A 21,563-nucleotide genomic window follows, 5' to 3' on the forward strand; every position below is an offset into this window, starting at 1 on the left:
AACCGCCCGTTGCCGGGCGGCGCAAAGGAACGTCGGTTGCGGGCGCGTCAGAGAATGCGCTTGCGCGCCTGGGTGATGAGGATCTCGGCCAGCACCACCACCACGAAGATGGCGGCCAGCACCAGCGCGACGCGGTCCCACTGGAACAGGTTGAGGGCGGTGTCCAGCGCCATGCCGATGCCGCCGGCGCCGACCAGGCCGAGCACGGCCGATTCGCGCACGTTGATGTCCCAGCGCAGCAGTACGATCGACCAGAATGCCGGGCGGATCTGCGGCCAGTAGGCGTACCAGATCACCGATGCCTTGCTGGCGCCGGTGGCGGTGACGGCCTCGATCGGGCCGCGCTGCGCTTCCTCGATGGCTTCGCCCACCAGCTTGCCGACGAAGCCGATGGAGCGGAACGCGATGGCCAGCGTGCCGGCCAGCGCGCCGGGGCCGAAGATGGCGATGAACAGCAGCGCCCACACCAGCGAATTGACCGAACGGCTCGACACCAGGATCAGGCGCGCGAGCATGTTGACGGTCTTGCTGGGCGTGAGGTTGTTGGCCGCCAGCAGGCCCACCGGCACCGCCATGATGACCGACAGGATGGTGCCGAGCGTGGCGATGTGCAGGGTCTCGATCAGCGCGTCATGCACGCCGCCGCGATAGTGGGCCCAGTCCACCGGCCACATGCGCTGGAACAGGTCGGCCATCTGTTCCGGCGCGTCGTACAGGAACTCCGGAATGATCTCGACGCCGCGGATGGCCTGCACGATGGCGGCTACCAGCAGCAGGTAGAGGGCGAAGCGCAGCAGCCGCTGGCCCAGGCTGTAGCGGTGCCAGACGCGCGGCGCGTTGGCGGCGGGCAGGGTGGGGGCGTGCGTGGTCATTTGTCCGCCTCCGCCTTGCGCGCGGCCCGGTAGGCCGCCTTGGATGTGTCCGAACCGATGCCGCGCGCGCCGGCGAAGCGGCCCTGCAGGATGCGGTCGAAGCCCAGGTTGTCCAGGAATACCGCGCGCACGAAGCCCGCCAGGATCTCGCCCAGCATGATGATGGCGATGAGCGTCAGCAGGATGGCGCTGACGAAGTCGTAGTCGAAGCGCTGGAAGGCCGAGAACAGCGTGCCGCCCACGCCGCCGGCGCCGACGATGCCGACCATGGTGGAATTGCGCAGGTTCGAGTCGAACTGGTAGGTGGCAAAGCCGATGAAGCGCGCGAACACCTGCGGCAGCACGCCGAAGGCCAGCACGTTGGCGAACGAGGCGCCGGTGGCGCGCACCGCCTCGACCTGCTTGAGCGAGATTTCCTCGATGGCCTCGGTGAACAGCTTGCCGATGAAGCCGATCGAGGCCACCGTCAGCGCCAGGATGCCGGCCAGCGCGCCAAAGCCCACGGCCTTGACGAACAGGATGGCGACGATCACCGGGTGCAGCGCGCGGCACAGCGCCACGAGCGAACGGGCCGGCCACGAGACCCACGCCGGCATCAGGTTGCGCGCGCCCAGCAGGCCCACGGGCAGCGCGAACAGGATGCCCAGCACCGAGGCCAGCACGGCGATCTCCAGGCTCTCGGCGATGCCCTTCCACAGCGTGGCGGGTTTCTCGAAATTGGGCGGGAACATGCGCGCCAGGAAGGTCGACGCGTGGCCCATGCCGCTTTCGAAGCGGGCCCAGCTGAAGTCCAGCTGCGCGGCCGCGTAGATGGTGTACAGCACCAGCAGCAGCACGCCGGCCTTGGCGCGGCCGGACAGCGCGAAGGGACGCGGGTGGGAAGAACGCGGAGTCATTACGCCAGCCAAGACTCGCCTCCGTAGATGGTCTTGAGCATGGTGGCGTCCAGGCCTTGGCCGTCGCCGTCATAGACCACGTGGCCGCCCGACATGCCGACGATGCGGCCGGCGTAGCGCCGCGCCAGCTCGACGTCGTGGATGTTGACGATCACGGGGATGCCGCTGGCGTCGCCCTGCGCCGCCAGCAGTTCCATGATCTCGACCGAAGTCTTGGGGTCGAGCGACGAGGTCGGCTCATCGGCCAGCAGCAACTGCGGGCGCTGCATCAGCGCGCGGGCGATGCCCACGCGCTGGCGCTGGCCGCCCGAAAGGGCGTCGGCGCGCTGGTCGGCAAAGCCCGCCAGGCCCACGGTATCGAGCAACTGGTAGGCGTGCTCGATGTCGTCGGCTTCGAAGCGGCGGGTCCAGGCCTTGAAGGCGCCGGTGTAGCCCAGCCGTCCGGTCAGCAGGTTTTCCATCACGGTCAGGCGTTCGACCAGGTTGTATTCCTGGAACACCATGCCGATGCGCCGGCGCGCGCGCCGCAGCGACGCGCCACGCACCCTGGCCAGGTCGACCGCGCCGTCGCCGGCTTCCAGCACGATCTCGCCGCGGGTCGGCTCGATCAGCCGGTTGATGCAGCGCAGCAGCGTGCTCTTGCCGGTGCCCGACGGGCCGATGATGGCCGTCAGGCCGCGTCCCGCGATCTGCAGGTCGATGCCGTTCAGTACCGGCCGGCCGGCCCGGTATTCCTTGACCAGGCCGGAAATGCGTAGCGACGTCGTCATGCTGATTACTTCTTGCTCTTGGCGGATTCGCGGTCGTAGGCGGCGCGGTTGAAGCTTTCGCCGCCGGATTCGGCGACCTGGCGCACGATGGCCCAGTCCTTCTGGTAGGTCACCGGGTAGAAGCGGTCGGCGCCGTCGAAGGCCTTGGACATCTCGGCCGGGAAGCGGTAGTCGTAGAAGCACTTGAGCATCTGGTCGCGGAACTTCGGCTCCAGGTCGTGCGCGTAGGCGAACGACGAGGTGGGGAATTTCTCGCTCTTGTAGATGATGCGGAAGTCGGCTTCCTTGACCTGGCCGCGCTCGACCATGCGCTTGAACACGTCCGAGGCCACGGCGGCGGCGTCGTAGTCGCCGGAGTTCACGCCCATGACGGACTGGTCATGCTTGCCCGAGAAAATGACCTTGTAGTCCTTGTCGGGCGTCAGGCCTTCCTTGGGGAACAGCGCCACCGGCGCCATGTGGCCGGAGTTCGACGAGGGCGCGGTGTGCGCCAGCTTCTTGCCCTTGAGGTCGGTGAGCTTTTGATACGGGCTGTCTTTCTTGACGATGACAATCAGGTTGTAGCCCTGGAAGCCGTCGGCGTAGCCCTTGACGGCGAACGGCACCGCGCCGGCGATGTTCACGGCGAAGGCGGTGGGGCCGGTGGAGAAGCCGCCCACGTGCAGGCGCCCCGAGCGCATGGCCTCGATCTCGGCGGCGTTGCTCTGCACCTGGTAGAACACCACGCGCTTGCCGGTGCATTCGGACAGGTGCTTGGTGAACGGCTTGAAGATGTCTTCATACACCGCCGGGTCTTCCACCGGCGTGTAGGTGAACACCAGGGTCGACGGCGTCTTGAGCTTGGACGCATCGGTGGGCGTGTCGGCCACCAGGTTCTTGTCCGCGTCGCAATACATCTGGTCCAGGTCGCCCCGGTTCGGGCAGGTGTCGGCGGCCTGGGCGGCGGAAGCCCCGAACGCGAGCGCGGCCAGCGAGGCCGCTTGCAATAGACGCAAGGCGCGCATCGTATGTCTCCTCTTGTAGGTATGAATATGACTAGTAACTGAATTCAAACATACAAGCGCAGCGGGCACACTCGGGAAAGTCCCTGTGTTTCTTTTCGGGTTTTGTTCGTTTTGTTCGTTTTGGGTTCGTTTGTGCGCGAACGGCACGATGGCCGTGCCCTCGGACTGGCGGGTCCGCGGGCACGGCCGGCGACAAGGGAAGCGGGCTCAGGCGCGATAGCCGAGCTTGCGCGAGATCTCTTGCGCGCAGGCCAACAGGGGGCGGGCGATGGCGCCATCCCACGACACGTCGAACAGGCCGGTGGGGCCCAGGCTGGTCAGCGCCAGCACGATGTTGCCGGTGTTGTCGAAGACCGGCACCGAAAGCGCGTCCACGCCCGGCAGCGGGTTGCCCAGGGCGCGGGCCATGCCGTGCACGCGGATGTCGGCCAGTTGCGCCTCGATGTTGGCGCGGCTGGCCTTGCGCGGCGGCGGCACGCTGGCGATGACGGCGGTGTCGCCTTCCTCGCGGGCGATGTAGTGCTCGCTGACCTTGGGCGGCAGCCAGGCCGCGAACACCAGGCCGGTGGCGGTGTGCAGCATGGACATCACGGTGCCCTTGCGCATGTTCACGTGCACCGGATAGCTGGCCTCGGTCATGTGGATCATGGTGGGGCCGTGCGAGCCCAGCACCGCGATGCCCAGCGTGTGGCCGATCTCGGATTGCAGCTTGGCGATCTCGGGCATGGCGATGCGCACCGGATCCAGCCGCTGCAGGCTGACCAGGCCCATCTGCAGCGCGAACGGCCCCAGCTCGTACTGGCCGGTGATGCTGTCCTGCTGCACCAGGCCGACGCGGATGAAGCTGACCAGATAGGGGTGGGCCTTGGCCGAGGTCATGCCGGCGCCGGCGGCCAGGTCGCGCAGGGTCAGCGGCTTGGCGGCGTCGACCAGGGCGGCCAGCAGCGGCACGCCCACTTCGATGGACTGGATGCTGCGGCGGCCGTCATTGGCGGCGGGGGCGGCGGGTTTGGTGGTGGCCACGGTGCGTGCCTCAGGCGGTGACGGCGCGGGCGGCCAGCAGGCGTTCGGCCATCTCGGTGAAGCCGGCGCCGCCGTGGAACGCGGCCACGTAGGCGGGCCGGTGCGTCAGGCGGTGCAGTTGCGACTGGATGTTGGCCACGCCGACCGAGACGGGGAAGTAGGCGAACATCGGTTCGTCGTTGGGCGAATCGCCGATGAACAGGGTGCTGTCGAGCGCGCCGGCCACGTCGATGCCGAATTCGCGCTGGAACAGGGTGCGCGTCATGGTCAGCTTGTCGTAGTCGCCGAACCAGCCGTTGACGTGGATCGAGCTGACCTTGGCCTGGGCGCCGGCGTCTTCGAAGATGCGCACGATGCGGCCGATGGAGGCCTCGGGCAGGGGCGGCACGTCCTCGCAGAAGTCGATGGCCAGGTCGGCCACGCGGTAGTCCTGGTCGCTGGCCACGGCGGCGCCGGGCACCTCGGCCAACACCCGGTCGCGGATCGCGTCGAGCTTCTTGCGGCTGGCCTGGCGCGAGGCCGCGTCGGTCCAGTAGTGCGTGACCATGCGGCGCGCCTGGCGGTCGTAGGCGTAGTAGAACGCGCCGTTCTCGCCGACCACCGCGCGCACCGGCCACATGCGGGCGATGTGGTCGCACCAGCCGGCCGGGCGGCCGGTGATCGGCACCACCTGGATGCCGGCCTGTTCCAGGCGTTCCAGGGCGGCGTAGGCGTCGGCGGGCAGGCGGCCTTCGGTGGTCAGGGTGTCGTCGATGTCGGTGAGCACGACGCGGATCCCCGCCGCGACGGTCAAAGGCATGGCCGCAAGGGCTTGCATGGCGTTTTTCCTTGGTTTTATGGGGTGTTCTCCGGCCGAAAGTTTAACCGGATGGCCCTGTTTGGGCGGGGGCGGCGCGGCCCGGTAGGGAATATGGCGCCGGGGGCGGTAAAATCCGGGCTTTCCCGCCTGGTATTGCGTGTCCACCATGTCCGTCCAGTTGTCCCCCTTGCCCGGCGCCGAGCCGGAATCCTTCGATATCGCCTCGGTCGCCGAGATCATCGCCGAGCTGCGCGCCGGCCGCATCGTCATCCTGGTCGACGAGGAAGACCGTGAAAACGAAGGCGACCTGGTCATGGCCGCCGAATTCGTCACGCCCGAGGCCATCAACTTCATGGTGACGCACGGCCGCGGCCTGGTGTGCCTGACCCTGACCGAAGAACGCTGCCGCCAGTTGGACCTGCCGCTGATGGCCGCCCGCAACGGCACCCGGTACGGTACCAATTTCACCCAGTCGATCGAGGCCGCCGAAGGCGTCGAGACCGGCATTTCGGCCGCCGACCGCGCCCGCACCATCCAGGTGGCGGTGGCGCGCGACGCCAAGCCGTCCGACCTGGTCCAGCCCGGCCACATCTTCCCGGTGCGGGCCGTGCCCGGCGGCGTGCTGGTGCGCGCCGGCCACACCGAGGCCGGCTGTGACCTGACCGCCATGGCCGGCCTGACCCCGGCCGCGGTGATCTGCGAGATTCTCAAGCCGGACGGCACCATGGCGCGCCTGCCCGACCTGGTGCAGTTCGCCCGCGAGCACGGCCTGAAGATCGGCACCATCGCCGACCTGATCCAGTACCGCAGCGAGCACGAATCCATCGTCAAGCGCGTCGGCAAGCGCAGCATGCAGACCGCCTGGGGCACCTTCGAGGCCGTGGCCTACGAAGACGCCGCCACCGGCTCGGCCCACCTGGCGCTGGTGCATGGTACCGTGGCGCCAGACGTCGAGACCCTGGTGCGCGTGCACGAGCCGGCCTCGGTGCTGGACGTGCTGGATACCGGCGCCAGCCCGCACAGCTGGGGCGTGGCGCAGGCCCTGCAGGCCATTGCGCAGGCGCCGGCCGGCGTGCTGGTGCTGATGAACTGCCAGTCGTCCACCGAACACCTGTTCGCGCAGATCGCCGGCTGGAGCGACCCCAAGGCCAATGCCAACCCCGCCAACGCCGACCGTTTCGGCCTGCGCACCTATGGCATCGGCGCCCAGATCCTGCGCGACCTGAACGTGGGCCAGATGAAGCTGCTGGCCCGGCCGCGCAAGATGCCCAGCATGGCGGGCTTCTCGCTCACCATTACGGGTTACGATTGCGACCCTCCGAACACTCCCGCAACACACTGAAGGCCGACACATGAACCCTTACATCCTCACCCCCGACCTGAACGGCGAAGGGCTGCACATCGGCATCGTACGCGCCCGTTTCAATGAAGAGATCGGCCAGGCCGAACTCGAAGCGTGCCTGAAGGAACTGGCCGAACTCGGCGTGGACGAGCGCGACGTGATGGTCGCCACCGTGCCGGGCGCCCTGGAACTGGGCGTGGCCCTGTCGCACATGGCCGAGACCTTCGAGTTCGACGCCCTGATCGCGCTGGGCGCGGTCATCCGCGGCGAGACCTATCACTTTGAAGTGGTCAGCAATGAAATGGCCACTGCTATCACCCGTATCTCCCTCGAGACCGGCATCCCGGTCGCCAACGGCGTGCTGACCGTGGACACCGACGAGCAGGCGCAAGCCCGCGCCGCCGGCAAGGGCCGCGATTGCGCCCAGGTGGCCGTCGAAATGGCCAACCTGGTGGCGGCCCTGGAGCCCGAGGAAGAAGACGAAGACGACGAAGACGAGGACGAAGATTTTGACGACGAAGAAGACGACGACCAGCGCTGATAGCGCGGCGCAGGCCCGCGCCAACGCCCGCAGCGCGCGCCGCCGTGCGCGCGAATTCGCGCTGCAGGGCGTGTACGCGTGGCTGCTGCGCGGCGGCGAAGGCACGCAGGACGCCGGCGAGATCGACGCCCATCTGCGCGACACCGAGGACTTCTCCGAGGCCGACGCGCAGTGGTTCAAGACCTTGCTGCATGGCGTCCTGCGCGAAGCGCCCGCGCTGCGCGAGCGTTTCACGCCTTACGTCGACCGTCCGCTGGCCGAGCTGTCGCCGGTCGAGCATGGCATCCTGCTGATCGGCAGCTTCGAGCTGATCCATCATGTCGAAGTGCCGTACAAGGTCGCCATCAACGAAGCCGTGGAACTGGCCAAGTCGTTCGGCGGCACCGACGGCTTCAAGTTCGTCAACGGGGTGCTCGACAAGCTGGCGGCGGACGTGCGCTCGCATGAAATGAAGAAGTAGACCCCCCCCGAAGCGCTGCGCGCTTCCCCCCCTAGGGGGGCGCCGCTGCGGACCGGCGGAGCCGGATCCGCGCGGCCCGGGTCTGGGGAGGGCCGTTTTTTTGGGGCGGGCTTCCTTCTTTTGGCGCGAGCTTTCCGCGCCTTTGGTGCGGGCCTCTCTTTGGCGCGAACCTTCCCTTGGAGCGTGGCTCCGGTGTGGGAGTCAATACCGGCTGTTGCGCCGGACTGCGGAGTTGTCGTGGCGTCCGAATTCGATCTGATCGCGCGCTATTTCACGCGCGCCGCGCCGGCGGAGCTGTTGGGCGTGGGGGATGACTGCGCGTTGTTTCCGGTGCCGCCCGGCGAACAGGTGGCGACCAGCACGGATCTGCTGCTGGAAGGCCGGCATTTCTTTCCCGATGTCGATCCGAAGGCGCTGGGGCACAAGGCCCTGGCGGTGAACCTGTCGGACCTGGCCGCCATGGGCGCGCGGCCCATTGGTTGTCTGCTGGGACTGGCGCTGCCGCGCCTGGATGAGCCATGGCTGGCGGCGTTTGCCGATGGGTTCCATGCGCTGGCGGCGGCCCATGGCTGCCCCTTGATCGGCGGCGACACCACCCGCAGTGCCCATGACCTGGCCATCAGCGTGACCGTGTTCGGCGCCGTGCCGGCGGACGCCGCGCTGCGCCGCGACGGCGCCCGGGCCGATGACGATATCTGGGTGTCCGGCGAACTGGGCGCGGCCGACGTGGCCTACCGCCTGCTCGACGGGCAGTATCCGGCCGACGCGGCGCGGCTGGCCGCGACCCGCGGCGCGCTGGAGTGGCCCGAGCCGCAGGTGGCGCTGGGCCTGGCGTTGCGCGGCATCGCGCACGCCGCCATCGATATTTCCGACGGCCTGCTGCAGGACCTGGGCCATATCCTCACGGCCAGCCGCGTGGGCGCGGTGCTGCATGAAGAACGCCTGCCCGTGGCCGCCGCGCTGGCCGGCATGCCCGTCGATCAGACGCGCCGCGCCGTTCTCGGCGGCGGCGACGTCTACCAGCTTTGCTTCACCGCGCCGGCCGCCCGCCGCGACGCCGTGCTGGCCGCGGCGCGGGCGGCGGGCGCGCGCGTGACCCGGGTGGGCCACATTGTGACCCGGGCGGGATTGGCGGTGCTGGATGCCGGCGGACAGGCGCTGCACCAGCTTCCCGCCGGCTTCGACCATTTCCCGGCGGTCTGAGCGGCCGCCGGTCTGGCGAAGCCTGCCGCCAAACCCTGGCACAATCGCTGCCACGGGCACTGCCTTGCATACCGCCATTCCCCCAGCCATCCTCGGGCCCTCAACCATGCCGTCCTCCTCCCCCCATTCCCCATCGATGCGCGAACGCTCGCGGGCCGTCTATCCCTCTTTGTCCTGGGTGTGCCGCGATCCGGGCCGCCTGATCGCCTTCGGTTTCGGCAGCGGGTTGATCCGCCCCGCCTCGGGCACCTGGGGCACGCTGCTGGCCTGGCTCATCTGGGTCGCCGCCGCGCCGGCCGCGTCGGACCTGGCCATCGGCATCTTCCTGGCGCTGGCCTTCCTGTACGGCTGCTGGGCCTGCGACCGCGTCGGCCGCGAACTCCAGCAGCCCGATCATGTCGGAATGGTGTGGGACGAGATGGTGGCGTTCTGGCTGGTGCTGTGGCTGACGCCGGCCGGCTGGTTGTCGCAGGCGCTGGCGTTCGTGCTGTTCCGCACGTTCGACATCGTCAAGCCGCCGCCCATCAAGTTCTTCGATGCCCGCCTGAAGGGCGGTTTCGGGGTAATGTGGGACGATATCGTCGCGGCCGGATACGCCTTGCTGATCATGGCGCTGGCCGTGCGCACAGGAGTCTTGGGATGAACCAGCAACACGAGCAAGGCACGCGGCCCAACCTGTCGGCCGAACAACTGGCGCAGGCCACCGTTTTCGGGCTGGCCGAGAGGCTGGGCGACACGCTGCGGCGCCAGGGCCTGGTGCTGGGCACCGCCGAATCCTGCACCGGCGGGCTGCTGGCCGGCGCCGTGACGGCGGTGGCCGGGTCCAGCGAGTGGTTCGACCGCGGCTTCATCACCTACAGCAACGACGCCAAGGTCGCCGAGCTGGACGTGTCGTCGGACGCCTTGCATCACTTCGGCGCGGTCAGCGAGCCGGTGGCGCTGGAGATGGCCAACGGCGTGCTGCTGGCCTCGCCCGCGGCGCAGGTGGCGGTGTCCACCACCGGCATTGCAGGGCCGGGCGGCGCCACCCCGGGCAAGCCGGTGGGCATGGTGTGCTTCGGCTTCGCGCAGCGGGTTGGCGACGGCATCAGCAGCCGCGCCGTCACCCACGTGTTCAGCGGCGACCGCGCGCAGGTGCGCCAGCAGGCGGTGGAATTCGCGCTGCGCGGGGTGCTGGAACTGCTGGGGGCGCCGGTCAACCGGCGTTGAGGCCAGCCGCGCGCGCAATGGCGCGATTCAGGAGCGCGGAAACGGCGGGGGCCGACCGGCCCCCGCGGGCGGCGCTCAGCGCACCGCGTTGATCGCGTCGCGCAGGCCGCGCGCGGCGTCGCCGGCGGCCTGGCGCCAGTCATCGCCGCCGCTGGCGTAGATGATGGCGCGCGAGGAATTGATCATCATGCCGCTGCGCGCGGCGTTGGCGCCGGCGTTGACGGTGGCGGTGATGTCGCCGCCCTGGGCGCCGATGCCCGGCACCAGCAGCGGCACCGCGTCGCCGATGCGCTGGCGCACCGCGGCCAGCTCGTTCGGGAAGGTCGCGCCCACCACCAGGCCGCACTGGCCGTTGGCATTCCATTTGTCGGCCACCAGCCCCGCCACGTGCAGGTACAGGGGCTCGCCGTTATCCATCTTGAGGAACTGCAGGTCCGAACCGCCGGGGTTGGAGGTGCGGCACAGCACGATCACGCCGCGGTCGCGCCAGGCCAGGTAGGGCTCGACCGAGTCCAGGCCCATGTACGGGCTGACCGTCAACGCGTGCGCCTGGTAGCGCTCGTAGGCTTCGCGCGCGTAGTTCTCGGCGGTGGAGCCGATGTCGCCGCGCTTGGCGTCCAGCACGATGGGCAGGTCGGGATGCTTGTCGCGGATGTGCTGGCACAGCGCTTCGAGCTGGTCTTCGGCGCGGTGCGCGGCGAAGTAGGCGATCTGCGGCTTGAAGCTGCAGGCGTACGGCGCGGTGGCGTCGACGATGTCGCGGCAGAACTGGAAGATCGCGTCCGGCTTGTCCTGCAGTTCGCGCGGGAAGCGCTGCGGGTCGGGATCGAGCCCGACTTGCAGGAGCGAGTTGCTGGTGGTCCAGGCGTGTTCGAGTCTTTGGAGGAAATTCATGGGGAGGTTCAGTGCAGTTTGACCCGGGGGCGCGTGCGCCGCATGAGCAGGCGGGCCAGGGCCAGGGAGGCGGTGCGTGAGATGCCCAGCACCGCTTTGTGGTGCATCAGGTGCAGGCTCATGTACATCAGGCGCGCCAGTGTACCGCTTACGAACAGTCCCCGTCCGGCCAGCTTGCCCATCAGGCTGCCTACGCCGGCGTCCTGGCCCAGCGAGACCAGCGAGCCGTGGTCCTCGTAGACGTAGGGGGCGGTGGGCTCGGCCGCGCGGCGCAGGCGCGCGGTGAGCTTCTTGCACAGGTAGTCGGCCTGCTGGTGCGCGGCCTGGGCGCGCGCCGGCACGGTGCGGCCGTCGCGCCAGGGCACGGCGCAACAGTCGCCCAGCGCCAGGATGTGCGGGTCGGCGGTTTCGAGCCGTTCGTTGACCTCGAGCTGGCCCAGCTTGTTCAGCGGCAAGTCCAGTTCGGCCAGCAGGGCCGGGCCCTTGATGCCGGCGGCCCACATGCATAGCCGAGCGGGGAACTCGCGGCCATCGGCGGTCTTGACCGAATCGGCGGTGACCTCCGATACCCGGCAGTCGGTTTCGACGCGGATGCCGAGTTCGGTCAGGCGTGCGGTGGCGGCGGTGGAGATTTTTTCGGGCAGGGCCGACAGGATGCGCGGCGCACCTTCGACCAGCGTGATCGCCAGGTCGCGCTCGGCGCGGAAATTCGGCAGGCCGTAGGCGCTGACCACGTGGCTGGCCTCGACCAGTTCCACCGCCAGTTCGACGCCGGTGGCGCCGCCGCCGACGATCACCAGGTCCAGCCGCGCCGACGGATCGCGCACCTTGGCCTGGTCGACCAGCGCCATGGCCTTGAGCATGGTCAGGCGGAACTGCTCGGCGTTCTCGGTGGTGTCCAGCGTGACGGCGTATTCGGCCGCGCCCGGGGTATTGAAGAAATTGGAGGTGCTGCCCAGCGCCAGCACCAGCGTGTCGTAGGCCAGTTCGCGGCGCGGCAGCACTTCCTGGCCTTGGGCGTCGGCCACGGCGTCTACGGTGACCTGGCGCCGCTGGCGATCGACGCCGACCAGCCGCCCCTGTGCGAAGGAAAAGCCGTTCAGGTGCGCCAGCATCAGGTAGGACAGGCCTTCCTGGTGGATGTCCAGTGTGCCGGCCGCCGCTTCATGCAGCGACGGTTTCCAGATGTGGAACGGCCGGCTGTCGACCAGGGTGATGTGCTGGCGGCCGTGGAGGCGGCCGAGCTTGGCGGCCAGTTCCAGGCCGCCGGCACCCCCGCCGACGATGACGATGCGTTCCGAAGGGGCTGGCGTCGTGTTGGGCATCATGGCTCCCAGTATAGAGGCGCGGGCCCCCTGGCGAGCAAGCCGGCGCCGGAATTCAGTGCATTACGAAGCGGCTGACGGCCACGCCCACCCAGACGGCCACTGTGAACAACAGCAGCAGCATGACGGCGGCGCTGCCCAGGTCCTTGGCCCGTCCCAGCAGTGGATGGGTGTCGACCGAGAGGGCGTCGGCCAGCGCCTCGATCGCGGAATTCAGCAGTTCCACCGCCAGCACCAGCACCACGGTGCCGATCAGGAAGAACACTTCGACCGTAGTGCGCCCGAGGAAGAACGCGGCCGGAATCAGCAGCACGGCCAGCGCCAGCTCCTGGCGGAAGGCGGCCTCGTACTTGATGGCGGCCTGCAGGCCCTGCAGCGAATAGCGCAGCGCGTTCAGGATACGGCGCAGGCCGCCGGTGCTTTTATAGGGCGAGTGATGCGGATTGGTCGACATGGGGAGCGTAAGAAGGCCGGGTGTGGCGGCTTTTTAACAGATATGGGTTGCCGGCGTGACGCGATCTGAGACCCGCCGACCTTCGCCATCGTTTGCGATGGTAATACAACGTTACGTTTTGCCTTCGCTGCGGCCATACGATACCCTGGCGGCGCGCGGCTTCGCGGCGCCGGTCCGACCGCGCCCGCCGTGTGCAATTCCCCGCCAACGCGCCGCTTCGCCCGTCTCGGGGCGGATGCATCGCGGCGCCCTGAGACAGTGTCATCCATGCTCGAACGCTTGAATACGGAGTCCTTGCCACGCCTGCCCGCGGACGTGGAAACCCCCGCCTATGATCGCAGCCGACTGACGCCGGGCATCGTGCATCTGGGGCTGGGCGCCTTTCACCGCGCGCACCAGGCGCTGGCCACCGAACTGGCCATGGCTGCCAGCCAGGATCTCACCTGGGGCATTCTCGGCGTGTCGCTGCGCAGCCCCGCCACGCGCGACGCGCTGACGCCGCAGGACGGGCTCTACACGCTGGCGTTGCGCGATTGCGGCGCGGACGGCCAGGCGCGCGAGTCGTTGCGCGTGGTCGGCGCGGTGCAGCGAGTGATGGTGGCGGGGGAAGATCCGCAAGCGGTGCTCGAACGCATCGCCTATCCGCAGACGCGCATCGTCAGCCTGACTATTACCGAGAAGGGCTACTGTCACGAGCCGGCCACCGGCCACCTGCGCTGGGACGACCCGGACATTCTGCATGACCTGGAAAACCCGGTGCGGCCACGCAGCGCCATCGGCATGCTGGTGCACGGCCTGGCGCTGCGGCGCGAGCGCGGCCTGCCGCCGCTGACGCTGCTGTCCTGCGACAACCTGCAGGCCAATGGCGACACCCTGCGCAGCCTGGTGCTGGCCTTTGCGCTGCGGCTGGACGCGGCCCTGACCGGCTGGATCGACGCGCACTGCACCTTTCCCAATTCCATGGTCGACCGCATTGTGCCGGCCACCCGCGCCCAGGACCGCGAGCGCATCGCGCTGCGGCTGGGCGTGGAGGATGCCTGGCCGGTGGTCGGCGAGCCCTATCTGAACTGGGTGATCGAGGATAAGTTCGCGGCCGGGCGCCCCGCCTGGGAAGCGGCGGGCGTGACCTTCGTGGCCAACGCCGCGCCCTACGAGCGCTTGAAGCTGCGCATGGCCGACGGCCCGCAGTCTGCGCTGGCCTATCTGGGCACGCTGCTGGGCCTGGCCACGACGCGCGAGGCGGCGGCCGTGCCGGCGCTGCGCGGGTTCATCGATGACCTGATGCGCCATGAGATCGCGCCGACGCTCAAGGGCATTCCGGATGCCGGGCTGGAAGGGTATCGCCAGCGTTTCCTGGCGCGGGTCGGCAATGCAGCCTTGCCACATCCGTTGCGTCAGGTGGCGATGGATGGTTCGCAGAAATTGCCCCAGTGCCTGCTGGCGACCCTCCGCGACCGCTTGCGCGGCGGCGATGACATCCGCCGGCTGACGCTGGCCGTGGCGGCCTGGCTGCACTTCCTGGGCGGCGAGGACGAGAGCGGAGCGCGTCATCCGATCGACGACCCGCTGGCCGCGCCCCTGGCCAAGCTGGTTGCCCGCGCCGACGTGGCGGCGCGGGCGGCGGCGCCCAGCCAGGCCGCCTATCGCCGCGCCCTGGTGCTGGCTGGCTATCGACCGGTGTTCGGCGACCTGGGCGACAAGCCGGTGTTCGTCGCGGCGCTGGCGGCGCAGTTGGAGGCCCTGCGCGAACAGGGGGTCCTGCATGCGCTGCACGCCGTGGGGCGCGAGCCCTTGCCTGACGCGGCGTACGGCAGGGGGGAAGGGGACGATGCGGCTCAAGGCGCTGAGGTCGATGCCGTGCCGTGGGCCTCGCGTCCGAAGCGCAGCGCGAACTGCCGCGTGAACACCGCCCCAAAGAAGAAGATCTGCGCCGAGTAGTAGATCCAAAGCAGCAGCGCGATCAGCGAACCGGCCGCGCCATAGGCCGACACCGCAGCGCCCCGGCTGAGGTAGACGCCGATGCCCCACTTGCCCACCAGGAACAGCGCCGCCGTGACGATGGCGCCCGGGATCACGTCGCGCCAGGAAATGCGCGCGCTGGGCAGCAGCTTGAAGATCACCGCGAACAGCGCCGCCACCACCGAGAACGAAAACAGGCTGGATGCCCAGTCGGCCACTGTGGCGAAAGCCGAGGCGGCCCACAGATCGCCGTAATACTTGCGCGCCGCGCCCAGGGCCGCGTTCACCGTCAGCGAAATCAGCAGGAACAGCGCCAGCACCAGCACCAGGCCGAACGACAGCATGCGGCTGCGCACCATGCCGTGCAGCCCGCCTTTCTGGTTGCCGGACACTTCCCACAGGTCATCGAGGCTGGCCTTCAATTCGGCGAAGGCCGTGGTGGCGCTGAAGATCAGCACGAAGATCGAGATCAGCGCGGCGATCCAGCCGCCGCCCGATTCGTGCGCGCTGGCCAGCACCGTCTGGATCACTTCGGCGCCACGCTCGCCGGTCAGGTCGCGCAGCGACGAGAACAGCTCCGAACGTACCGCGTCCTCGCCAAAAAAGGCGCCGGCCACCGCGATCACCAGTATCAGCATGGGCGCCAGCGAAAACACCATGTACAGCGCCAGTGCCGCGCCCTTGCTGGAGGCGCGATGGGTGGACCATTGGTTGGCGGAATCCATCAACAGCCCGCCAATTTCGGACGGACGCAGGACACGCAGGCTCTGGGGAAGGCGCATGGGTCTGGGCGGTTGTCAGTGAGCCTCCCATTGTAGGGAGGATGCGGCAGGGGGCGCCCGCACCAAACGTAACAAGTCTGTGGCGCCGCGGACCGTCAACCGCGGCGCCGGCCTGGACGGCTTCTACCGGCCCTTGTCGTAGGCCAGGTAATTCAAGTGGATGCCGATGTGGTCGGCGATGTACTTCGCGTCATGCCAGACCCCCCAGATGAAGGATGACGAGCGGTTGGTCTGGTTCGGCAGCCCCAGGAAGTAGATGCCCTTCTCGGCGGTGATGCCGCGCTTGTGCACCGGATAGCCGTGCTCGTCGAAGATGTCGGCTTCGATCCAGCGGTAATCCACCTTGAAACCCGTGGCCCAGACGATCGCGCTGATGCCGGCTTGCGCCAGGTCCAGGCTGAGGATGGGATGCGTCAGGCAGTCGGGGTCTTCCAGCAGCTTCCAGGCTTCGGGCTCGGGGGGCAGGTCCAGGCCGTTGTCTTCGATGTAGGCGTCGGCCTCGCGCAGCACTTCGAAATAGTCGGCGTCGCCCTGGGCGATGTTGCGGGCCAGGCCTTCCTCAAAGGTCATGACGCCGTCGGCGTAGCCGCGGGTGATGCCGACCAGTTGGATGCCGGCGTGGGCCAGGCGCCGGAAGTCGATGGTCTTGCCATTGTCGTAGCCGCTGACCGCGAAGGCGACATGTTCGCGCTTGGGCTTTTTCTTGACCTCGTCCCACATGCCGAGCGCGCCCAGCCACCAGCAATAGTCGCGTCCGCGATAGGCGCGGGGGGGGCGGTAGTGTTCACCCACGGACAGGTAGACGGCGCGGCCGGCGCGGCGCAGTTCCTCGGCGATCTGCGATCCCGAGGCCCCGGCGCCCACCACCAGCACCGCGCCTTCGGCCAGTTGTCCGGGGTTCTTGTAGGCCGATGAATGGACCTGCTGGATACCGGACTGCGCCGGAACGATCGCGGGATAGCTGGGAATCTGGAAGGCGCCGGTGGCGGCCACCACATGGCGGGCCTCGATCTCGCCGGCTGAAGTGGAGACGGTGAAGCCGGGGCGCTTGCGGTTGCGTTGCACCCGCAGCACTTCCACCCCGGTGCGCACCGGGGCCTGGATCATCCGGGCGTAATCCTCGAAATACCTGGCCATGCGTTCCTTGGGCGGAAACACGTCGGCGCCAACATCATCGAACGCCAGGTTGGGGAAGCGGTCGTGCCAGGCCGGGCCGTTGGCAACCAGCGAGTCCCAGCGCTCCGAGCGCCAGCGCTCGGCGATGCGCCGGCGTTCCAGCACGATATGGTCGATGCCCATCGCGCCCAGGTGTTCGCTCATGGCGATGCCGGCCTGGCCGGCGCCGATCACCAGGGTGTTGGTTGTTTCCACTGACATGTTTTTCCTGAGAAGTATCGAAGCCGGACGCCACTGCGGCAAGGCTTCGTCGCCGGGGGGCATGAGCAAGTCCGCTCATGGATGAGGCGCAGTGTGGGGCAGAAGGCGGCGCTTGATAACTTGGTTTTTTGGACGCTGGGCTTAGGAAAAAGCAAATCACTGGCCGGGGCCGGGCGGCGCGGCGGCGTTTCGCTTTTTCCGATGGACCGCATCGGTATCCACTAACGGCCGGCCACGCCTGCCTCCCGTATGCTGCAAGCCATCGCCTCCTGGAGCGCCGCAGCGGCGTGTGCGCGCCGCGTGTGCTTCCGGAGACCCTGTAGACGAATCGCGAGCCGCCATGCAGAACAGCCCCGTGTCCCCGAAATCCTCCAGCGCGGTGAGCCTGGAAGGCGTGGTCAAGAAATACCGCCAGCAGACTGTGCTGCAGGAACTGTCGCTGAAGATCCGGCGGGGCGAGTTCCTGACCCTGCTGGGGCCATCGGGTTGCGGCAAGACCACCTTGTTGAATCTGATCGCGGGCTTTGCCGATCCCGACAATGGCGAGATCTTCATCGAGGACCAGTTGGTGACGGACCTGCCGCCGTATCAGCGCCAGATCGGCATCGTCTTCCAGAACTACGCCTTGTTCCCGCACATGACGGTGGAACGCAATATCGGCTATGGCCTGCGCATGCGCCGCCTGCCGGCCGCGGACATCGCAGAGCGGGTGCGCGAAGCGATGGCGCTGGTCAAGCTGGACGGCCTGGGCCAGCGCCGCCCGCGGGAATTGTCCGGCGGCCAGCAACAGCGCGTGGCGCTGGCGCGGGCGCTGGTGATCCGGCCGAAGGTCCTGCTGCTGGACGAACCGTTCTCCGCCCTCGACAAGGGCCTGCGCGGCGCAATGCAGGTGGAGATTCGCGAGATCCAGCGCCGCCTGGGGGTGACCACGGTGTTCGTGACCCACGACCAGGGAGAGGCGCTGGCCATGTCGGACCGCATCGCCGTGATGTCCAGCGGCGTGATCCGCCAGATCGCCACGCCGGACGAGCTCTACCGCAACCCGCAGGACCCGTTCGTGGCCTCGTTCCTGGGCGATGTCAACATCCTGCCCGCGCACTATCACGGCACCGATCCCGACGGCATCCTGCTGCGCCTGGGCGCGGGCCTGATCCGTGTGCCGCGCGAGCGGCTGGTAGGCGGCTCGCACGAAGGGCGGCGCCTGGACATCTATGTGCGTCCGGAGCAGATCCGGCTGGAGAACCTGCACAGCGACTCGGTGTTGAGCGGCACGGTGGTCAACCATGTGTTCCAGGGCGATCACATCGATTCCTACATCGACGTCGACATTCCGGTGGCGGGCCACCAGCGCGTGATGGTGCGCAGCGCCGGCCTGGACGCGCCGCGTCACTGGCCGGTGGGCGCGGTCACCGGCCTGGCGCTGCCAGGCCAGGGAATCAGCGTTTTCGACGCGTCGTGATCATGATGGCGACGCTGCCCTCCACCATGCAGGCCATCGTGGCCCGCGAGCCGGGCGATGCCAGTGTGCTGGCGCTGGCCGAGCGCCCCGTGCCGCAACCCGGTCCGGGCGAAGTCCTGTTGCGGGTGCGGGCCGCTGGCGTCAACCGGCCCGACATCATGCAGCGCCAGGGCCTGGCGCGCCCCGCCGCGGGCATTACCGATGTGCTGGGCCTGGAAGCCTGTGGCGAAGTGGCGGCCTGCGGTCCGGGCGTGCCCGACACCATGCGCGGCCAGCGCTTGATGGGCCTGTTGCCGGGCGGGGGATATGCTCCGTGGTGCGTGGCGCGGGTCGAGCACGCGCTGCCGGTGCCGCCGCATCTCGGCGACGAGGCGGCCGCGGCCCTGCCGGAAGGGCTGTTCACGGTGTGGCACAACCTTTTCGAACTGGGCCGCCTGCGGCAGGGCGAAACCGTGTTGATCCATGGCGCGGCCGGCGGCATCGGCACGCTGGCGATCCGCATGGCGCACGCGGCGGGGGCACGCGTCATCGCGACCGCGGGCCGCGCCGAGCGTTTGCCGGCGCTGCGGGAAATGGGCGCGGTCGCGGCGCTGTGCTATCGCGACACGGACTTCGTGCCCGCCTGCCTCGACCTTACCCTGGGGCGCGGGGTGGATGTGGTGCTGGACGTGGTAGGCGGCGACTATGTGCGGCGCAACCTGCAGGCGCTGGCCTTCGGCGGGCGTCACGTGAGCCTGTCGTTCCTGCAGGGCGCCACGGTCACGCTCGACCTGCTGGTGCTGATGCAAAAGCAACTGAGCCTGCATTCCTCGACCTTGCGGCCGCAGACCGCGGCCGAGAAAACGCGCATGGCCCAGGCCCTTGCGCGCCATGTGCTGCCGCTGATCGCCGATGGCCGGATCGGGCCGCGACTGAGCGCCAGCCTGCCGTTGGCGCGGGCGGCCGATGCCCACCGCCTGCTGGAAAGCGGCGAGGTGTTCGGCAAGGTGGTGCTGCTTCCCTGATGTCCGCGGTGGCCGCGCGGCGTTTTCAGATTTCCATTGAAGGCACGGACCTGCCATGCTCAAACTGCTCTACGCTCCGACCTCTCCGTATGTCCGCAAGGTCATGGCCTGCGCCCACCTGGCGGGCGTGGCCGACCGCATCCAGTGGCTGGACAGCGCGGCCCACCCGGTGCGGCGCGACGATCGCATCGCGGCGCACAATCCCCTGGCCAAGGTGCCGACCCTGATCCTGGAGGACGGCACGGCGCTGTACGACAGCCGCGTCATCTGCGAATACCTGGCCGATCTGGGCGCGGCGCCAGGGCTTTTTCCGCCGGCCGGCCCGCGCCGCTGGCAGGCGTTGACCTGGCAAGCGCTGGGCGACGGGCTGCTCGATGCGGCGCTGCTGGCGCGCTATGAGCACACTGCCCGGCCCGCGCAATGGCAATGGCCGGCCTGGCGCGAGGCGCAGTTGGCCAAGGTGGCCGCCTGCCTGGACGCCATTGACCAACTGGCGCCGTCATTGGCCTGGGACACACCCTGCATTGGCCAGGTCACGCTGGGCTGCGCCCTGGGCTATCTGGATTTCCGCTTTCCCGAACTCGACTGGCGCGCCGGCCATGCGCACGCCGCGCGCTGGGAGGCGGCCTTTGCCGCCTTGCCCGCGATGCGGGCCACGCTTCCCCACGAACCTTGAGGTCATCGCCCATGAATGCATCGACGCCCGCTTCCGTCCCGCCGCCGGATCGCACGATCTGGTTCCTGAACGGCCCCAACGCCAACCTGTATGGCCTGGACGCCAACAAGACCTATGGCAGCGACAGTTTCCCGGTGCTGCGCGAGCGTTGCGAACGCCGGGCCGCCAGCCTCGGCCTGGGGCTGAATTTCGTGCAATCCAACCACGAAGGCCAACTGGTCGACTGGATCCAGGAGGCGCGCGGCCAGGCGCCGGGACTGATCATCAATGCCGCGGGCCTGACCTATTCGTCTGTCCCGATCCTGGACGCGCTGCTGGCGTTTCCCGGCCGCATCATCGAGGTGCACATGAGCAACATCTGGCGCCGTGAACCGTTCCGCCATCACTCCTACATCTCGAAAGCCGCCGATGGCGTCATCGCCGGCCTGGGCGGCGACGGCTATGAACTGGCCATCGAGGCCATGGCGCGCCTGATCGCGCGCGTTGCCTGAGGGGGCGGCGATGCGGACGGACGACATGACAGCTTCCGGCGCGCTGGTGTTCTACAGCGACTTCGACGACTTCGACACCTGGCGCCAGGCGCTGCGGGCGCGCTTGCCAGGCCTGCGCATCCTGCATTCGAGCGAGGTCGAGGACCCGGCCGGGATTCACTACGCCCTGGCCTGGAAGCCGCCGGCCGGCTTTTTTGGCCGCATGCCCAACCTGCGCCTCATCATCAACCTGGGCGCCGGGGTGGACTCGCTGGTGGGCCGCGATGACCTGCCCGCTGGCGTGCCGGTCACGCGCATCACCGATCCGGACATGGCCCGCATGATGGCCGGCTATGTGCTGTTCGCGGTGCTGCGCCATGCGCGCGACATTCCCTGGTTCGAACAGGCGCAGCGACGCGGCGAGTGGGCCTACCGCCATCCGCGCGCACCGGCCGACACGCGCGTGGCGGTGCTCGGCCTGGGTGAACTGGGCGCCTGCGCCGCGCACGAATTGCAGCGCCAGGGCCTGACGGTGCTGGGCTGGTCGCGCAGTCCGCGCGCCATCGATGGCGTCCAGTGCCACGCCGGCATGGAGACACTCGATGCCGTGATCGGCCAGGCCGACATCCTGGTCGTGATGCTGCCGCTCACCGAACAAACGCGCGGCCTGCTCGACCGCCAGCGGCTGCTGCGCCTGCCGCGCGGCGCGGCGCTGGTGAACGTGGCGCGCGGCGCGCTGGTGGACCAGGCCGCGATGACCGAACTGTTGCACAGCGGCCATCTCGGCGCCGCCACGCTGGATGTGTTCGAGCGCGAACCGCTGCCGGCGGACGATCCGCTGTGGCGGATGGAGAACGTCCTGATCACGCCGCACCTGGCATCGGTGGCCATTCCGGCCTCCGCGGCGGCCCAGATCGCCGACAACATCCTGCGCGTTTCGCGCCACGAAGCGCCGCGCAACCAGGTCGATCCGGCGCGCGGCTACTGAGGCCGCAGCCGTATCGGCGCGGCAAGAAAAGGCGGCGCGGACCGCAATGTCCGCGC

Annotated in this window: 23 protein-coding genes; 12 read left to right on the forward strand and 11 right to left on the reverse strand. The window is 68.8% G+C overall.

The genetic code is table 11. The features are described from left to right. Window positions 1–47: 47 nt before the first annotated feature. The 6 genes from phnE (AC6LKG_RS09220) to AC6LKG_RS09245 all read right to left on the reverse strand — a co-directional run bounded on the left by phnE (AC6LKG_RS09220) (window position 48) and on the right by AC6LKG_RS09245 (window position 5,382). Window positions 48–872 (reverse strand): phosphonate ABC transporter, permease protein PhnE, encoded by an 825-nt coding sequence (gene phnE / locus AC6LKG_RS09220; protein ID WP_498164032.1) that lies wholly within the window; start codon window positions 870–872, stop codon window positions 48–50. Next, window positions 869–1,768: a phosphonate ABC transporter, permease protein PhnE gene (gene phnE, locus AC6LKG_RS09225; RefSeq protein WP_498164033.1), complete on the reverse strand. Its 900-nt coding sequence runs from the start codon at window positions 1,766–1,768 to the stop codon at window positions 869–871. Before phnE (AC6LKG_RS09225) ends, phnE (AC6LKG_RS09220) begins: the two co-directional genes overlap by 4 nt. Continuing rightward, entirely contained in the window at window positions 1,768–2,538 is a 771-nt protein-coding gene (phnC, locus tag AC6LKG_RS09230) for a phosphonate ABC transporter ATP-binding protein (protein WP_498164034.1), read from the reverse strand. Before phnC ends, phnE (AC6LKG_RS09225) begins: the two co-directional genes overlap by 1 nt. A 5-nt stretch (window positions 2,539–2,543) precedes the next feature. Further along, on the reverse strand, window positions 2,544–3,542 hold the full coding sequence (phnD, locus tag AC6LKG_RS09235; RefSeq protein WP_498164035.1) for a phosphate/phosphite/phosphonate ABC transporter substrate-binding protein: 999 nt from the start codon (window positions 3,540–3,542) through the stop codon (window positions 2,544–2,546). Window positions 3,543–3,749: 207 nt separating this feature from the next. Then, on the reverse strand, window positions 3,750–4,565 hold the full coding sequence (locus AC6LKG_RS09240) for an IclR family transcriptional regulator (protein ID WP_498164036.1): 816 nt from the start codon (window positions 4,563–4,565) through the stop codon (window positions 3,750–3,752). Window positions 4,566–4,575: 10 nt separating this feature from the next. Continuing rightward, entirely contained in the window at window positions 4,576–5,382 is an 807-nt protein-coding gene (locus tag AC6LKG_RS09245; RefSeq protein ID WP_498164037.1) for an HAD-IIB family hydrolase, read from the reverse strand. Window positions 5,383–5,530: 148 nt separating this feature from the next. On the opposite strand from AC6LKG_RS09245, the gene ribBA reads away from it, so the two are divergent. From ribBA to AC6LKG_RS09275, 6 genes are all read left to right on the forward strand, one after another. Further along, on the forward strand, window positions 5,531–6,706 hold the full coding sequence (ribBA, locus tag AC6LKG_RS09250; RefSeq protein WP_498164038.1) for a bifunctional 3,4-dihydroxy-2-butanone-4-phosphate synthase/GTP cyclohydrolase II: 1,176 nt from the start codon (window positions 5,531–5,533) through the stop codon (window positions 6,704–6,706). Window positions 6,707–6,716: 10 nt separating this feature from the next. Further along, window positions 6,717–7,247: a 6,7-dimethyl-8-ribityllumazine synthase gene (ribH, locus tag AC6LKG_RS09255; RefSeq protein ID WP_006391339.1), complete on the forward strand. Its 531-nt coding sequence runs from the start codon at window positions 6,717–6,719 to the stop codon at window positions 7,245–7,247. After that, window positions 7,216–7,707 (forward strand): transcription antitermination factor NusB, encoded by a 492-nt coding sequence (nusB, locus tag AC6LKG_RS09260; protein WP_049076116.1) that lies wholly within the window; start codon window positions 7,216–7,218, stop codon window positions 7,705–7,707. The genes ribH and nusB overlap by 32 nt, the downstream gene beginning before the upstream one ends. A gap of 237 nt (window positions 7,708–7,944) precedes the next feature. Next, a complete protein-coding gene (gene thiL / locus AC6LKG_RS09265) occupies window positions 7,945–8,910 on the forward strand; it encodes a thiamine-phosphate kinase (protein WP_498164039.1) in 966 nt (321 codons plus the stop codon). 136 nt (window positions 8,911–9,046) lie between these two features. Continuing rightward, window positions 9,047–9,553 carry a phosphatidylglycerophosphatase A family protein gene (locus tag AC6LKG_RS09270; protein WP_498164054.1) on the forward strand — a complete coding sequence of 169 codons (507 nt, stop codon included), beginning with the start codon at window positions 9,047–9,049 and terminating at the stop codon, window positions 9,551–9,553. Continuing rightward, window positions 9,550–10,119, forward strand: coding sequence for a CinA family protein (locus tag AC6LKG_RS09275; protein WP_498164040.1), 570 nt, complete (start codon window positions 9,550–9,552; stop codon window positions 10,117–10,119). Before AC6LKG_RS09270 ends, AC6LKG_RS09275 begins: the two co-directional genes overlap by 4 nt. A 75-nt stretch (window positions 10,120–10,194) precedes the next feature. Here the strand turns inward: AC6LKG_RS09275 and pyrF are convergent, their stop codons facing one another. The 3 genes from pyrF to AC6LKG_RS09290 are packed head-to-tail and all read right to left on the reverse strand — an operon-like array spanning window position 10,195 to window position 12,792. Further along, window positions 10,195–11,013 (reverse strand): orotidine-5'-phosphate decarboxylase, encoded by an 819-nt coding sequence (pyrF, locus tag AC6LKG_RS09280; RefSeq protein ID WP_498164041.1) that lies wholly within the window; start codon window positions 11,011–11,013, stop codon window positions 10,195–10,197. An 8-nt stretch (window positions 11,014–11,021) separates the two neighbouring features. Beyond that, window positions 11,022–12,341: an NAD(P)/FAD-dependent oxidoreductase gene (locus AC6LKG_RS09285; protein ID WP_498164042.1), complete on the reverse strand. Its 1,320-nt coding sequence runs from the start codon at window positions 12,339–12,341 to the stop codon at window positions 11,022–11,024. A 52-nt stretch (window positions 12,342–12,393) separates the two neighbouring features. Continuing rightward, complete coding sequence (locus AC6LKG_RS09290; protein WP_054415096.1) at window positions 12,394–12,792, reverse strand: diacylglycerol kinase; 399 nt, start codon at window positions 12,790–12,792, stop codon at window positions 12,394–12,396. Between the two features lie 267 nt (window positions 12,793–13,059). Between AC6LKG_RS09290 and AC6LKG_RS09295 the strand changes: the two genes are divergently transcribed. Beyond that, entirely contained in the window at window positions 13,060–14,730 is a 1,671-nt protein-coding gene (locus tag AC6LKG_RS09295) for a mannitol dehydrogenase family protein (protein ID WP_498164043.1), read from the forward strand. Here AC6LKG_RS09295 and AC6LKG_RS09300 read toward each other — a convergent pair. Together AC6LKG_RS09300 and AC6LKG_RS09305 are read right to left on the reverse strand one after the other, a co-directional pair. Continuing rightward, window positions 14,628–15,533: a YihY/virulence factor BrkB family protein gene (locus AC6LKG_RS09300; protein WP_498164044.1), complete on the reverse strand. Its 906-nt coding sequence runs from the start codon at window positions 15,531–15,533 to the stop codon at window positions 14,628–14,630. The genes AC6LKG_RS09295 and AC6LKG_RS09300 overlap by 103 nt on opposite strands. A 123-nt stretch (window positions 15,534–15,656) precedes the next feature. Next, window positions 15,657–16,910 carry a flavin-containing monooxygenase gene (locus AC6LKG_RS09305; RefSeq protein ID WP_498164045.1) on the reverse strand — a complete coding sequence of 418 codons (1,254 nt, stop codon included), beginning with the start codon at window positions 16,908–16,910 and terminating at the stop codon, window positions 15,657–15,659. A gap of 355 nt (window positions 16,911–17,265) precedes the next feature. Between AC6LKG_RS09305 and AC6LKG_RS09310 the strand changes: the two genes are divergently transcribed. Genes AC6LKG_RS09310 through AC6LKG_RS09330 form a run of 5 tightly spaced genes read left to right on the forward strand, consistent with a single transcriptional unit; the run spans window position 17,266 to window position 21,507 of the window. Beyond that, on the forward strand, window positions 17,266–18,369 hold the full coding sequence (locus AC6LKG_RS09310; protein WP_498164046.1) for an ABC transporter ATP-binding protein: 1,104 nt from the start codon (window positions 17,266–17,268) through the stop codon (window positions 18,367–18,369). Between the two features lie 2 nt (window positions 18,370–18,371). Further along, window positions 18,372–19,373, forward strand: coding sequence for an NAD(P)H-quinone oxidoreductase (locus tag AC6LKG_RS09315; protein ID WP_498164047.1), 1,002 nt, complete (start codon window positions 18,372–18,374; stop codon window positions 19,371–19,373). A gap of 55 nt (window positions 19,374–19,428) precedes the next feature. Beyond that, a complete protein-coding gene (locus tag AC6LKG_RS09320; RefSeq protein WP_498164048.1) occupies window positions 19,429–20,049 on the forward strand; it encodes a glutathione S-transferase family protein in 621 nt (206 codons plus the stop codon). Between the two features lie 11 nt (window positions 20,050–20,060). Continuing rightward, window positions 20,061–20,540, forward strand: coding sequence for a type II 3-dehydroquinate dehydratase (locus AC6LKG_RS09325; protein WP_498164049.1), 480 nt, complete (start codon window positions 20,061–20,063; stop codon window positions 20,538–20,540). Window positions 20,541–20,565: 25 nt separating this feature from the next. Next, complete coding sequence (locus AC6LKG_RS09330; protein ID WP_498164050.1) at window positions 20,566–21,507, forward strand: 2-hydroxyacid dehydrogenase; 942 nt, start codon at window positions 20,566–20,568, stop codon at window positions 21,505–21,507. The last annotated feature ends 56 nt before the right edge of the window (window positions 21,508–21,563 follow it).

The organism is Achromobacter sp. 46006 (genome assembly GCF_059761975.1).